12 protein-coding genes are annotated in these 14059 nt (G+C 72.8%); 7 read left to right on the top strand and 5 right to left on the bottom strand.

All coding sequences use genetic code 11. The annotated features are described in order from the left end of the window. The first annotated feature begins 3 nt into the window (after positions 1-3). The 4 genes from C4K88_RS10800 to C4K88_RS10785 all read left to right on the top strand — a co-directional run bounded on the left by C4K88_RS10800 (position 4) and on the right by C4K88_RS10785 (position 4019). Entirely contained in the window at positions 4-1917 is a 1914-nt protein-coding gene (locus tag C4K88_RS10800) for an alpha-amylase family glycosyl hydrolase (RefSeq protein ID WP_146065671.1), read from the top strand. 64 nt (positions 1918-1981) lie between these two features. Beyond that, positions 1982-2548 (top strand): hypothetical protein, encoded by a 567-nt coding sequence (locus C4K88_RS10795; protein WP_104121620.1) that lies wholly within the window; start codon positions 1982-1984, stop codon positions 2546-2548. 47 nt (positions 2549-2595) lie between these two features. Then, positions 2596-3297, top strand: a complete 702-nt coding sequence (locus C4K88_RS10790; protein ID WP_104121619.1) for a PspA/IM30 family protein — start codon at positions 2596-2598, stop codon at positions 3295-3297. Positions 3298-3335: 38 nt separating this feature from the next. Continuing rightward, complete coding sequence (locus C4K88_RS10785) at positions 3336-4019, top strand: SDR family NAD(P)-dependent oxidoreductase (protein ID WP_104121618.1); 684 nt, start codon at positions 3336-3338, stop codon at positions 4017-4019. Between the two features lie 30 nt (positions 4020-4049). On the opposite strand, the gene C4K88_RS10780 is transcribed toward C4K88_RS10785, so the two are convergent. Then, positions 4050-5237, bottom strand: coding sequence for an MFS transporter (locus C4K88_RS10780; RefSeq protein WP_167399022.1), 1188 nt, complete (start codon positions 5235-5237; stop codon positions 4050-4052). A 26-nt stretch (positions 5238-5263) separates the two neighbouring features. Between C4K88_RS10780 and C4K88_RS10775 the strand changes: the two genes are divergently transcribed. Beyond that, complete coding sequence (locus C4K88_RS10775) at positions 5264-5857, top strand: TetR/AcrR family transcriptional regulator (protein WP_104121616.1); 594 nt, start codon at positions 5264-5266, stop codon at positions 5855-5857. 31 nt (positions 5858-5888) lie between these two features. Here C4K88_RS10775 and C4K88_RS10770 read toward each other — a convergent pair whose 3' ends face one another. Both C4K88_RS10770 and trmB read right to left on the bottom strand, forming a co-directional pair. Then, the gene (locus C4K88_RS10770) at positions 5889-6920 is read right to left on the bottom strand and encodes a DUF695 domain-containing protein (protein ID WP_104121615.1); all 1032 of its coding nucleotides are present in this window, start codon (positions 6918-6920) and stop codon (positions 5889-5891) included. A 30-nt stretch (positions 6921-6950) separates the two neighbouring features. Next, a complete protein-coding gene (trmB, locus tag C4K88_RS10765) occupies positions 6951-7829 on the bottom strand; it encodes a tRNA (guanosine(46)-N7)-methyltransferase TrmB (RefSeq protein WP_104121614.1) in 879 nt (292 codons plus the stop codon). 289 nt (positions 7830-8118) lie between these two features. Between trmB and C4K88_RS10760 the strand changes: the two genes are divergently transcribed. Both C4K88_RS10760 and C4K88_RS10755 read left to right on the top strand, forming a co-directional pair. Then, the gene (locus C4K88_RS10760) at positions 8119-9798 is read left to right on the top strand and encodes a DEAD/DEAH box helicase (protein WP_104121613.1); all 1680 of its coding nucleotides are present in this window, start codon (positions 8119-8121) and stop codon (positions 9796-9798) included. A gap of 97 nt (positions 9799-9895) precedes the next feature. Next, positions 9896-10297 (top strand): YccF domain-containing protein, encoded by a 402-nt coding sequence (locus tag C4K88_RS10755; protein WP_104121612.1) that lies wholly within the window; start codon positions 9896-9898, stop codon positions 10295-10297. 78 nt (positions 10298-10375) lie between these two features. Here the strand turns inward: C4K88_RS10755 and C4K88_RS10750 are convergent, their stop codons facing one another. Next, positions 10376-11857 (bottom strand): flotillin family protein, encoded by a 1482-nt coding sequence (locus C4K88_RS10750; protein ID WP_104121611.1) that lies wholly within the window; start codon positions 11855-11857, stop codon positions 10376-10378. Between the two features lie 142 nt (positions 11858-11999). Further along, on the bottom strand, positions 12000-13994 hold the full coding sequence (locus C4K88_RS10745; RefSeq protein WP_104121610.1) for a penicillin-binding transpeptidase domain-containing protein: 1995 nt from the start codon (positions 13992-13994) through the stop codon (positions 12000-12002). Positions 13995-14059: the final 65 nt, after the last annotated feature.

Raw genomic sequence — 14059 nt, 5'->3', positions numbered from 1 at the left:
CCCGTGCAGGAGGCGTTCCTCGCACCCCACCACGACGGCTCGCCCCTGTACGTGCCCGGGCAGTCGCCGGGCGTGGGGGACACCCTGGCGGTGCGGGTGCGGGTCCCCGCCCGGTGGGGGACGCCCGGCCGGGTGTTCGTCCGGTCCCTCCGCGACGGCGAGGGGCACTACGACGAGGCGCGGCTCCTCCCCGGGGAGGAGCACGACGGCGGATGGGCGTGCTGGGAGGCGCACGTCACCGCCGTCAACCCGACGCTGCGCTACCGGTTCCTGTTCGAGCTCCCGGGCACCTCCGGGCCGGACCTCCGCTGGCTCAACGCCGTCGGCACGTCCCGCCGGGACACCGCCGACCGCGACGACTTCCGGATCGACTGCCGTCCGGCGCCCGCACCGTGGGCGCGCGACGCCGTGATCTACCAGGTCTTCCCCGACCGGTACGCGCGGTCGTCCGCCGCAGCGCCCCTCGACACCCTCCCGGACTGGGCCGTCGGCTGCACCTGGGACGACCCGGTGCAGCCGCGGGGCGAGCTGACGCCCCGGCAGGTGTACGGGGGAGACCTCGACGGCATCACCGCGCGCCTCGACCACATCCAGGCGCTGGGCGCGACGGTCCTGTACCTGACGCCCTTCTTCCCCGCACGGTCCAACCACCGGTACGACGCCTCGACGTTCGACGAGGTGGATCCGCTCCTGGGCGGGAACGCCGCCCTCGTCCGGCTCGTCGAGGCCGCCCACGCCCGCGGCATCGCCGTCCTCGGGGACCTCACCGTCAACCACACCGGCGACGCCCACGACTGGTTCCGGAAGGCGTGCGCCGATCCGACCTGCGAGGAGGCCGGCTTCTACTACTTCAGCGAGGACGGCACGGAGTACGCCAGCTGGTTCGGCGTCCCGAGCCTGCCGAAGCTCGACTGGTCCTCCGCGGAACTGCGCCGGCGCTTCGTCGAGGGCCCGGAGTCGGTGGTGGCCACCTGGCTGCTCCCGCCCTACAACCTCGACGGCTGGCGGATCGACGTCGCGAACATGACCGGGCGGCACGGGCCGGTGGACCTCAACCGGGACGTGGCGGCCCTCGTCCGCGCGACCATGGACGCCGTCCGGCCCGGACTGATGCTGCTCGCCGAATCCACGGGCGACGCCACCGGGGACCTGTCCGGGCGGACCTGGGACGGCGGCATGACCTACTCGAACTTCACCCGCCCGCTCTGGCAGTGGCTGGCGCGCGAGGACCAGGCGACCGCGGGCATCAACTTCTTCGGCACGCCCGCGCCCGGCGTGCCCAGGATCGACGGCGCCGACCTCGTCGCCACGCACATCGCGCTGTCCTCCGGGTTCTCCTGGCGGGTCCGCTCGCAGAACATGACGGCACTGAACACCCACGACACCGCCCGCGCGGCGACGGTGATGGTCGACGGCGGCGCCGCCCTGGGGCTCGCCCTCGCCTTCCTGCTGCCCGGGCTGCCCACACTCTTCGCCGGCGACGAGTTCGGACTGCGGGGTACGAACGGCGAGGACTCGCGCACGCCCATGCCGTGGGACCGCCCCGAGCGCCGGCCGGCCGATACCCGCGCGCTGATCGCGGGCCTCGCGGCACTCCGCCGCGCCTCGCCGTCGCTGCGGGACGGCGCGGTGCGCTGGCTGGCCGCGACGCCCGACGTCGTCGTGTTCATCCGGGAGCACGCGGAGGAATGCCTCCTGGTCGCGGCCGCCCGGAGCGACTACGACGGCGTCCGGGTGCCGCTCGACCTGCTGCCCGTCCCGTGGGCCGACGCCCGGCCGATCGACCTCGGGCTGCAGGGGGCCTCGGCCGAGGAGTCCAGGGACGCGCTCGTCCTCTCGGGGCGTGGCCCGGGAGTCCAGGCGTGGCGTCTTCCAGGCATCCCTGACCCCGCCCGCAACGGATGGCGGGGCCGCTGATGGGTGGAATTTGTCAGGGGAGGCGGGCAGACTGGATGGATGAACCACATCCCGGGAGACCGTCATGCTTGAGGAGCTCGTCGAAGCGTTCGCCGTCGGGCTGGGGGTACTCCTCGCCATCGGCGCCGGGACCGGCGTCGCCGGCTGGTTCACGGTCCGGAAGGTCAGGAGTTCGCGCATCATCGAGCGGGCCAGGGATCGCAGCATGCTCGCCGCCCGCGCCTATTCCCCGGATCCGCTGACCCGCGAACCGGCACGGCTCATCGGCAACCTCGCGCGGTCCTCGCGCGCCACGCACCTCGCCCTGTCCGAGGCGAAGGACCAGGGCCGTCCGGTCGGCGACCTGCCGCGTGCCGCCGCGGAGATCGACCAGGCGGCCGCCTCCCTCGAGAATCTGCTCCGGGCCGCGGACCGGGAACCGAATCGTGCGCTGAAGCAGGAGTGGACCAGGGACCTCTCCGCCCAGGCGCAGGCCCTCGACGAACTCTCCGCCGACCTGCGCCGCAGCCTCCTGCAGACCTCGCGGTCCATCGACACGCTCCAGCTCGAGCGCGCCACCACCCGCCTGCGCACCGAGATCTCGGCCATGGGGGCCTGGCGGGACACCTACGGGAACCGGCAGACGTGGTGAGAGGTTTCAGAAGGTAGCCACACCACAACCAGCCGGGGGTCCGAGCAATGTCGATCAAACGCCGCATCACGCGCATCGTGCAGGCCAACCGGAACGCGGCCGTGGAAGCGAAGCAGGACCCCAGGGTCCAGGCGCAGAACGCCCAGGTCTCGCAGTACTCGCTGCTGGACCAGGCACGGCGCGGGGCCGCCGACGTCGCGGCGCACCATCACCGGGTGGGCCTGGCCGCCAATGAGGCCGCCGCCTACCTGAACCGGGTCGAGGCCGCAGCCTCCGCGGCCGTCCGGCGCGGGGACGACGACGCCGCCCGCGCGGCGATCCGGGAGTCGATGACGGCGCGGCGCCGCCTCGAGACACTCACCCGGCAGCTCCGCGAGGCGGAGGAGCAGTCCCGCCGGCTGCAGCAGGACGTCCGGCGGCTCGAACAGCGCGTGCAGCAGAACGCCATGGAGTACGACGCCATGCTCGCGCGGCGCGCTGCGGCGCAGGCCGCCATCGGCGTGCACGACGCCCTCGCCTCGTCCTCGCGGGAGGCGGCGGCGATCGACGCCGCCCGCCGCAACGCCGAACTCGAGGTGCGGCGCTTCGAGGCCCAGGCGCAGGCGCGCGAGGAACTCTCGTGGACGGACCCGTCCTCCCTCCGCCTGCAGCAGGCCTTCGAGGAACTCGAGGCCGAGGTCGCCACCCAGCAGGAGCTCGAGGACCTCAAACGGAGGAATGCCCGACGCTACCCTCCGGCCGGGCCCTGACCCCGTGGGCGGAGAGCCGGCGTTGCTAGACTCTGGCCATGACTGAGCTGAGCGGTTCCCACGTCCTCGTCGTCGGCGCCACCGGAGTCCTCGGGGCGGAACTGTCCCGGCAGCTCGCAGCCCAGGGCGCCACGCTGACGCTGTCGGGCCGCTCCGGGGAGAAGCTCGCAACCCTCGCCGCCGAGCTCGGGGACGCCGTCGTCGGGACCGTCGCTGCGGATCTCGGCAGGCCCTCGGGACCCGCCGACATCGCCGCCGAGGTCTACGGCCGGGAGCTCGACGGCGTCGTGTTCGCCGCCGGCGTCGTCGCCTTCGGCCCGGCCCTGGAGGTCGACGACGACACCCTCGACGAACTCGTGCTCGTGAACCTCCTCGGCTGGATGCGGCTCATGCGCGACGTGGGCCCGAGGCTCGGCAGGAACTCCTTCGTGGCGCAGATCAGCGCCGTCGTCGCCGAGAGCCCGACGGCGGGCATGGCCGCGTACTCGGCGACGAAGGCCGGCCTCAGCGCCTACGGGAAGGCCCTGACCCTGGAGCTGCGCCGCCAGGGCGTCCGCGTCCTGGACGCGCGCCCGCCGCACACCGAGACCGGCCTGGCCACGCGGCCGATCGCCGGCGAGGCACCGAAACTGCCGCAGGGCAAGGACCCGGTGGCCGTCGCCGGGCGCATCGTCACGGCGATCCGCGAGGGCGAGCGGGACCTGGCCTCGTCCGCGTTCTGAGGCCGGCAGCCCCGCGTTGATCGCCCTGACCTAGCGCACCCGTGCGGTGCCGGCCGTCGTCGGGACGGCGACGACGGCGCTGGCGGCGCACGCGAGAGCCGCCACCAGGAAGGCGACGGCGGCGGTGCCTTCCTCGAGCAGGAGTCCCGTGAGCGAAGCCCCGGCCGCCTGCCCGAGCACGAGGGCGATGAACAGGACCGAGGTCCCGGCCGCGCTGTCGGTTGCCACGGCGGAGGCCCACAGGATGAGCACGGACGTCGCTGCCATGTAGGCGAGGCCGAAGGCGGCGGCGGCGGCGTAGGCCAGGAGGAGGGAACCGGGCACCGTGCCGACGAGCGCGGTCGCCAGTGCCGTCATGAGGGTCGACAGCGGCCACGTCACGCGGATCGGCTGCCCCGCGAGCCAGCGGGACACCGCGGCGGCTCCGGCGCCACCCAGCCCCAGGGCCATCCAGGCGCCGGCGGACAGGCCGACGCTCATACCGCCCGCCTGCTCGAACGTCGCCCTGCCGTAGACCCACACGGCGGCGGACCCGGCCCCGAACACGAGGGCCCCGCCGAGCGGCCTCGCCAGTCCGTGGAAGGCCGACGGCGCGACGAGCGAGGGCTCGGCTTGTCGCCCGGCAGGACGGGCCCCGGGCCGGCCGCTGTCCCGATCCAGCCGCAGGACGGCGAGCGTCGATGCCGCGGCGAGGGCCGCCACCAGCACCCAGGCCACGCGCCACGCCTCGCCGAGCACGAGGGACAGGGCTCCCGCGAGGACCACGCCGAATCCCGTCCCCGCATTGACCACCGACTGGAGCCGCCCCCGGGCCGAGGGGTCGGCGTTGCGGCGGACCAGCTCCACCATGGCGGGAGACGCGAACCCCGAACCCATCCCGGCGAGCAGGACTCCTCCCACGAACACCGGGGTGCTCGAGGCGGCGGCGATGCCCAGGCTGCCCAGGGCCGCCGAGAGCCCTGCCAGTCCGGCCACCCCGCGGGGTCGGAGGGAGGCGTGGCGGAAACCGACGCCGGCGGACACGCAGTAGAGGATCGAGGCGCCCGATGCCAGCAGTCCGCTCACCGCCGGTGTCAGGGGGAACGCCGCGGAGAACGCCGGCAGGAACAGGCCGTAGCCGAGGCGGGCCAGACCGTAGGTGACGGCGATGAGTGCCACGCCGGACGTGGCGAACAGCAGGGGATGGGGCTGGACCGGTGACTGTAACGAACGTTTCATTGAAACGGACGTTATACCCTTGTCCCATGACATCACAACCGACGGCACGCGACCGGCTGCTCGACGCGGCGGAGGACCTCGCCGCGATGCAGGGGGTGAGCGTCACCCCCGTCGACGCGATCCTCGAACGCGCCCGGGTCTCGCCGGCCACGCTCTACGCGCATTTCGGCACCAAGGAAGGCCTGATCACGCAGGCCCTGCGCCGGCGCCTGGCGCGATGGGACACCACCTGGCAGGAGTGCATCGAGGAGGCGCCCACCCCCGAGGAGAAGCTGCTCGCGGTCTTCACCGCGCTCTCCCGGCACCGGCACGCCCTCACACCCTCGCGGTGGTGCGTGTTCCTCGGCGTCGCCGCGGAGACCCCGCACCCCGGACGGGACCTCGAGGACACGCTCGCCGCAGACACCCGGCTGCTCCTGCACAGGCTGGAGGAACTGGCGGCCACCCTCGTCGACACGCAGCAGGCACCGCTGCTGGCGCGCCGGCTCGTCCTGATCTACACCGGTGTCCTCGGGATGATCCTGCGCGGGACGGACGTCGACACCGCCACCGCCGAGGGCCGGCATATCGCCGGCATGACTCTGCATGCCGCCGCCGGATCGACGTCCTCCGCGCCCTGAACGGATGCTTCGACCAGTGCCGGCACGCGGGTCAGGCGAAGTCCCGGACCTTCTTCCAGCCGGGGTCGAGCGTGTGCTTCGCGGTGACACCCCGCTCCTCGCGGGCCGCGGCGTCGAGGACGTCCCGCCCGTTCTGGTCCTCCGAGTCGGAGTAGAAGTGGAGGGTCCGCACGCCCCGCGACGTCTCCGCGGCCACCAGCATCCCCCGGATCCCGAAGCCCGCCACGAGCGAGTCCTCGCGGGCGGTCAGGACGTCGAGCGCGGCCGGGAGGGGGAGACCCTGCGCGTCGGCGTCGAACGGGACCCGCAGCGCCGTGTGGAGGTCGAAGCGCGGATGGTCGATCCAGCGCAGGGGACGCAGGACCCGCACGAGGATCGGGTCGCCCGCCCCGAGCGTCCCCTGCATCAGCAGCCAGGCGGGTGCGGGGAAGGTGCGGGCGAGGTCCGCCACCCGGGCCGGGAGGTCCGCGGCGGGGATGCTGTCCACCACGTCGTGGACGATGCAGTCGACGCGCTGCACCCAGCGTTCGACGTCGTCCTCGCCGAGGAGCCATTCGAGCAGCAGGACGCTCAGCCCGTACTCGTCGTCCCACTGCCCGGTGAAGGCGGGGTTGTACACGGAGACGATCAGGCCGTCACCCGCGAGGGTCACCGCGGCGTGCACGCGGGTCTCGCGGAGGTCGAAGGTCCGGCCCCGGTAGGTGATGGTCGAGTCCAGCATGTCCGGTTTGGCGCTGCGGGCGGGCACGAAGTCCCAGCGGGGGCCCGGCGGCGGGGACGCCCGGTACCAGCGTTCGGCCACGGGACGCAGGGACGCGTCGCCGCCGCTGGAGACGCACAGCGTGTGCTCGGCAACGGTGCCCGTCCGGGTCTCCCACTCCAGGCCGCGGGCGATCGCGTGCACGCGCCGGGTCATGACGTCCACGTAGGCGCCGAAGTCCCCGGCCCGCGTGGCGGCGGTCAGGAGTTCCTCGCCGTCGTCGGCCCACCAGCGCCAGAAGGCCTCGATCGGATCCGTCCCCGACCTGCGGCCGGACGTCCTGCGGCGGCTGAACATTCCCATCCCTGCTGCATCCCCCGTGCTGGTGGCCGCTCAGCGGCGGCGGTAGGTGAGGTCGAAGACCGTGCGTCCGGCCTGGATCGCCTTGTTCTCGAAGCTGGTGAGGGGGCGCCCCTCGAAGCGGGGGGCCCAGCCGCCGAGCGTGTCCGTGCCCTCGTTGACGCCCGTGTTCCCGGTGCTCACAGGGTCCCGTCCCTCCCGCACGGGTGCACCGCCGACCACCGACTCCACGCCGCTCTCCCACACCTGGGTGAGCGGGCTGTCCGCGCCGCGGCGCTCGCCGTCGTGCAGGTTCTCGAAGTCCGGGGAGGCATCGAGGACGGCGCGCATCTGCACGGCGTAGCTCGACCAGTCGGTCGCGAGGCGGAACAGTCCGCCGGGGGCGAGGATGCGGGCGGCGAGCTCGACGTAGTCCTCCTTCACGAGCCGGCGCTTGTGGTGGCGGGCCTTGTGCCAGGGGTCGGGGAAGAAGGTCCAGAGTTCGGCGACGGACGACGCCGGGATCATCCCCGCGAAGGCCTCCGCCGCGTCGACCTGCGCGGTCCGCACGTTCGTGAGGTCCTTCTGGCTGATGCGCAGCATGGTCTGCGCGAGCCCGGGACGGTACACCTCGAGGGCCAGGTGGTCGCGGTCAGGGTCGAGCTCGGCGGCGTGCGTGATCGCCTCGCCGAGTCCCGACCCCACCTCGATGACGAGCGGCGCGGACCGACCGAAGGCGGCCTCGACGTCGAGCACGAAGCCGGGGGCCACGGAGGTGTCGGCGCCGTGGACGCGCGGGACGTCCAGGAGGAAGGCCTCGGCCAGTTCGTCCCAGGCCTCGCGGCGCCGGCCCTGGAGGCGCGAACCCCGCCGGACGAAGGAGACCGGCTGGGTTCGGTGCGGCTGATCGGGGGTCTGTACGTGAGGATCCATCACTGCCAAGGCTACCGGCAGCACGTCGCCGCAGCGGTGCCCGCACGGTGCCTGCGCCGGGCGCGATGCGGGCTTCCGGTGCTCCGGCTGATAAAGTCGGGGTACTGGCCGCGCACGGCTGACCACGTCAGCCAGCACAGCGCGCAGCCTGCGTCGATAGAACGCATTCTTTTGTCCCGCATCCAGCTCGCACGATCGTGAGCGCGGTGGACACTGTCTGACTTTTCTTCGGCGAACCCCCGTGCCAACCGGTGCCGGGGAAGATGAGAAGAAAGCTCGTGTATTTCACATGACTACTTTTGCTGCCCTCGGTGTGCCCAAAGCGCTGGTCGAGAACCTCGCCGCGCAGGGAATCGCCGAACCTTTCCCCATCCAGGTCAAGTCGCTCCCCGACTCCCTCGCCGGGCGCGACGTCCTCGGACGCGGCCGCACCGGCTCGGGCAAGACCCTCGCCTTCGCCCTCCCCATGGTGGCGCGCCTCGCCGAGCAGGAAGCGGCCTACCGCCGCAAGCCCGGACGCCCGCTGGCCCTGGTCCTCGCCCCCACCCGTGAGCTCGCCACGCAGATCAACGCCACGGTCGAGCCGCTGGCCAAGGAACTGGGCCTGAACACCACCGTCATCTACGGCGGCGTCTCCCAGCAGCGCCAGGAGAAGGCGCTGCGCGCCGGCGTCGACATCGTCATCGCCTGCCCCGGCCGCCTCGAGGACCTGATGCGGCAGAAGCTGATCACCCTCGAGTCCGTGGAGATCACCATCCTCGACGAGGCCGACCACATGGCGGACCTCGGCTTCCTCCCCGTCGTGAAGAAGCTGCTCGACACCACCCCGAAGGACGGGCAGCGCCTGCTGTTCTCGGCGACCCTGGACAACGGTGTGGACAAGGTGGTCAACCGCTACATGACCAACCCCGTCACCCACTCGGTCGACGACCCCCAGGCCGCGGTCACCACGATGGAGCACCACGTGCTGCTGATCGGCGACCAGACGCAGAAGAAGCAGCTGATCGTCCAGCTCGCCTCCGGTTCCGGCCGCCGCCTGCTCTTCATGCGCACCAAGCACCACGCGCGGAAGCTCGCCAAGACCCTCACGGACGCCGGGATCCCCGCCGTCGACCTGCACGGCAACCTGTCGCAGAACGCCCGCGACCGCAACCTCGCGGAGTTCTCCTCGGGTGACGTCCGCGTGCTCGTCGCCACCGACGTCGCCGCGCGCGGCGTGCACGTCGACGACGTCGAACTGGTGGTCCACGTGGACCCGCCCACCGAGCACAAGGCGTACCTCCACCGCTCCGGCCGTACGGCCCGCGCGGGGTCGTCGGGCACCGTGGTCACGATCACGCTGCCCGAGCAGAAGTCCGAGGTGCAGAAGCTCATGAAGGCCGCGGGCGTGGACGTCGCGTTCGAGAACGTGAAGGCCAGCTCACCGCTCGTCCTGTCCCTGACCGGCGACCTCGCGGAGAAGATCGATCCCCGCACCCGTGCGGCGCTCCTCGTCTCCCGGGAGGCCGCCCGCGGTCAGGGCACGTCGACCGGCGCGAACGCGGAGCGCAAGCGCGCCGCCCGTCGCGGTGCAGCAGCACCGACCGCCGGTGGCCGTGGTGGCCGCGGCGGCCGGGGACGCGTCTCCGCCGACCCGCAGGCGGCGCAGGGCAACCGCGCCGAGCGCCGCAAGGACCAGCCGCAGGCACCCCGCTTCGGCGCCGACACCGCGTCCGGCGGGTCCCGCCGTCGCACCGAGGAGCCACGCACCGCCTCGGAGACGACGTCGCGCAGCCGCCGTCCGTCGTCGGGCCAGCGCGTCGGCGACGCCGTCCGCCGGACGGCCGCCGGTGCTCCCGCGGCCGGGGGCCAGCGCAGCTCCGCGCCGTCATCCCCACGCTCCGACGGTGCACGTTCCGAGGGCGCCCGCCGCGCCGGCGGCTCCCGCCGGGCGAGCGCTCCGGCATCGAACGACCGCCGCCCGCGCTAGCACCCTTCGCACACGTGAGGCCCCCTGCCCGTCCGGGAAGGGGGCCTCACGTGTGCCGGGTGGTGCGCCGGTGCGCCCGGTGGGGAACAATGGCCCGATGAACGCAATCCTGAACGTCATCTGGCTCCTGTTCGGCGGCATCTGGCTCGCCCTCGGCTATTTCGTCGCCGGCGTGATCTGCTGCCTGCTGATCGTGACCATCCCCTTCGGTATCGCCTCGTTCCGGATCGGCGTGTACGCGCTGTGGCCGTTCGGCCAGACCATCGTGAACCGGGGCGGGCAGATGGGCGCGTGGTCCGCAATCGGCAACGTCATCTGGCTGCTCGTCGCCGGTATCTGGATCGCCATCGGCCACGTGCTCACAGCCATCCCGATGTTCGTGAGCATCATCGGCATCCCGCTGGGCATCGCGAACCTCAAGCTGATCCCGGTGTCCCTGGCGCCGCTCGGCAAGGTCATCGTCCCGTCCCAGGGGACCTCCCTGCAGACGTACCGCTGATCACCCCGTGAATCCGCCGCCGGCCTGCCACTGACGGGGCCGCCGCCGGATCACCGGCGGCGGCCCCGTCAGCGGTCGCTAGTCGGCCGTGGAGCTGTGGACCGCAGCCCCGTTCTGCCCGGGCTTGTCCGCGTTCTTCAGCAGATCGCCGAGCAGGGCGATGATGTCGAGGCCGGTGGTGTCCTTGACCATCTGCGTGGTCTGGTGGACACCGCTCGTGACGTTCTTGCTGAGCTGGCTCGCGCCGTCGTTCGAGACCACGGTCATGGTGTCGATCGCCGACATCGGCGCCGCGATCTCGCGGGCCATGGCCGGCAGGACCTCGAGGACCTTGGACAGGATGGCGGCCTGGTTGAACTTCTCGTAGGCCTCGGCCTGCGCGGCGATGCCCGCAGCCTCGGCCTTGCCGCGGGCTTCCGTGGACCCGGCCTCCGCGTCACCGCGGGAGGCGATGACGGCGGCATCCGCGCGGCCCCTGGCCTCGCTGATGGACGCCTCGGCGGTGCCGCGCGCGGTGTTCGCGGCGGCGTCGGCCTCGGCGGCCACGCGGTCACCCTCGGCGACGAGCTTGCGGCGTGCGAGGTCCACGCGGGCCTCGATCTCGGTGGCCTCGGACGCACGACGGCGTTCCTCGAGCTTCGCGTCGGCCTGCTGGATGAGGCGGTACTTCTCGGCGTCCGCGGGCTTGCGCACCTCGGTGTCGAGCTCGCGCTCGCGCAGCTCGGCGCGCCGCTGCGCCACCTGCTGCTCGCGCATGATGACCTGCTCCTGCTGTTCCGCCTGGGCGAGCGGGCCCGAGGCGTCGGCCCGCGCCTGGCGGGCGTCGGCCTCCTCCTTGAGCTCCGCCCGGCGGATGATCAGCTGCTGCTGCGCGAGGGCCACCTGCTCGTCGGACAGGGCCCGGGCCTGCTCGGACTCCTGCATGGACCGCGCCTCGGCGATCTTCGCGTTGCGCTCGGCGAGGGCGGCCTCGGGCCGGCCGAGGTTCTTCAGGTACCCGGAGTCGTCGTCCACGGACTGGATCTGGAAGGTGTCGATCTCCAGTCCCTGATTGTGCATCGAGTGCTCCGCCTCCTCCTTGACGCTCTTGGCGAAGGTGGCGCGGTCCCGGATGATCGATTCGACCGTCAGGGTGCCCACGATGGAGCGCAGCGAACCGGACAGCGTCTCCTGCGTGTAGTGGTCGATGGCCTCCTGCTGGTTGAGGAAGCGCTGGGCGGCCTTGCGGACGGCGTCGGCGTCGCCGCCCACCTTGACCTGCGCGACGCCGGTCAGGTGGAGCTTGATGCCGTTCTTGGAGATGCCCTCGATGCGCAGGGACACCTGCCGGGAGGCCAGGGACAGCGGGTAGGCCCGCTGGGAGAACGGGTTGATGAAGATGCGGCCGAAGACGACGCGCTGGCTGTCCGGATCGGGCTGGCCCTTGCTGTCCTTGGACGAGATGATGAGCGCCTGGTCCGGGCTGGCGATGTGCAGCGCCATCCGGGCGAGGACGACGCCGACGATGACGACGAGGAGGAGTACCACCGCGCCGATGATGAGCGGGAACGTGAGATCCACTTGCGACCCTTTCACTGGTCTTCGAAGAAGCCCCGGCGGCGCGGCTGCGCGCCGAAGCATGATCAAGCTGTTGCGTGCACCGTGCTGGTCTGACCCCCAAGTCGTCGACGTGGCCGGCCCGCGCGCTGCGGGCACGTGGTTCCTAGGCGGCGGCCCCGGTGAGGAACGCCTGCATGAGGGGCCCGCCGGAGGTGGAGCCCAGCTCGCCCTCCTCGACGAAGACGGCGACGGCGAGGTCTCCCTGCAGCGCGACGACCCAGGCGTGCGTGCGCGGGGGAGTCTCGCTGCCGAACTCGGCGGTGCCGGTCTTGGCCAGGACGGGCGCCCCGGGAACGTCCTGCAGCAGCTGCGCACCGCCCTGGGTGACGACGGCGCCCATGAGCTTCTTCAGCGTCGCGGACTCCGCGGCCGTGAACGCGCTCGGCGAGGGTGCCTCGGAGGAGGAGGAGGAGGAGGAGGAGGCGGCGCCGTCGGAGGGTGCGGCGGACGACGCAGCGGCTGTGGAGGGAGCGCCGGACGGGACCGCGCCGTCGTCCTCGGAGCCGGGTGTGAGGAGGGTGGGGGTGACCCGGGCGCCGGCGCCCACGGAGGCCGCCATGGTGGCGAGGTTCAGCGGCGAGACGAGGACCTCGCCCTGGCCGATCATGGCGGCGGCGTGCGCGGTCCCCTCCGCCTCGCCGGGGACGGAACCGAAGAACGCGGGCGTCCCGATGCTCGCCTCGACGCCGATGCCGAGGTCCCGGGCGGCACTCTCGAGCTCGGCCTGGCTGACCCTGTCCCGGGCCGAGATGAATCCGGTGTTGCAGGACTGCGCGAAGGTCTCGAGGAGGGGGATGGTGCCGAGGGAGTCGGCGGGGAAGGTGCCGGCGTTGTTGAACTTCCGGCCGTCCACCACGACCTCCTCGCTGCACTCGGTCGGCGTCTCCGGGGTGAAACCCTTGCGGAGCAGCGCGAGGCTCGTGGCGACCTTGAACGTGGATCCCGGCGGGTACTGGCCGAGCAGGGCCGTCTGCAGGCCCTCGCTGCCCGGCCCGTTGGCGGCCGCGAGGATCTCGCCCGTGCTGGGGCGGATCGCCACGATCGACGACGCCGACGGCTCGTCGGCGAGCACCTCCTCCCCGAGGCTCTGCAGCCGCGGGTCGAGGGTGGTGGCGAGGTCCTCGCCGTTCACGGGGGCGGTGGTGAAGAGGGTCCGCGGGGTCGTCTGCGCGTCACCCGTCGGCGCGGCGGCGACCAGCAGGCCCGGCGTGCCCGCGAGCCGGGCGTTGTGCTGCAGCTGCAGTCCGGACAGGCCGGTGACGTCCCCGGCCCGGAGGGCGCCGTCGGACTGCTCCACGAGCTCGGCGGTCGCCTCGCCGACGCCGCCGAGGAGCTCCCGGGCGAAGGTGCGGGTGGGAGCGAGCTCGAGGGTGGCCCCCTGGCGGAGCGCTCCCGGGATGGCCTCGATCTGCGCGTCGGTCACGGTCCGGTCGGCGTCGTCGCGCAGTACGAGGGCCACCACGAAGGCTTCCGCGCCCGCCGTGGACACCTGCTCCTCGTAGCCGGCGGGGTCGAGATCGAGGAGTTTCGCGAGTTCGCGGGCGGAAGCGGCCTGCTCCGCCTCGGGGAGCTGGGTCTTGTCGATGCCCACGCGGACCACGGGCCGCTCGGTGACGATGACCGAGCCGCCCGCGCCGGTGATGTCGCCGCGGTCCGCGGGGACACGCGTCAGGGCGAGTTTCTCGTCCGGCAGGAGGTCGGGGACGAACACGCCGGGGTCCCACTCGGTCTGCCAGGTGTCCTCGACGCGCGTGAGTTCCGCCGTCGTGCTGTAGGTCCAGTCGGAGTCGGTCGCGTCGAGGTCCCAGGCGTACTCCAGCGTCGCGGTCGCCGTGTCCTCGCCGGTCTCCTCGACGCCGGCCACCGTGACCTGCGGCGGTTCCGGGGCGAAACCCTCCGTGATCGCGGCGAGCTGCGCGGTCACCTCGGCGGGTTCCGCGGAGGTGAAGGCCGACGTTCCGACGTCGAGCCGGGCCAGGCCCGCGGCGAGCGTGCCGGCGGCGTCCTCGGCCGTCGGGCGGTCGTCCGAGCAGGCGGCCAGGGTGAGGGCCAGGGCGACGGTGGTCAGGACGGACGTGGCACGCTGAAGTTTCCCCATGCGGCCCATTATGTCCGAGATCACCCCGACACCCCCGCCGCGGGTGCCGGGCGGGGTGTCGGGGA

It is taken from the genome of Arthrobacter pityocampae, assembly GCF_002927275.1.
GTDB classification, from domain to species: Bacteria; Actinomycetota; Actinomycetes; order Actinomycetales; family Micrococcaceae; genus Arthrobacter_D; species Arthrobacter_D pityocampae.
Note: the sequence above shows the minus strand (reverse complement) of the source record. Positions and strands in the feature narration are given on the sequence as shown.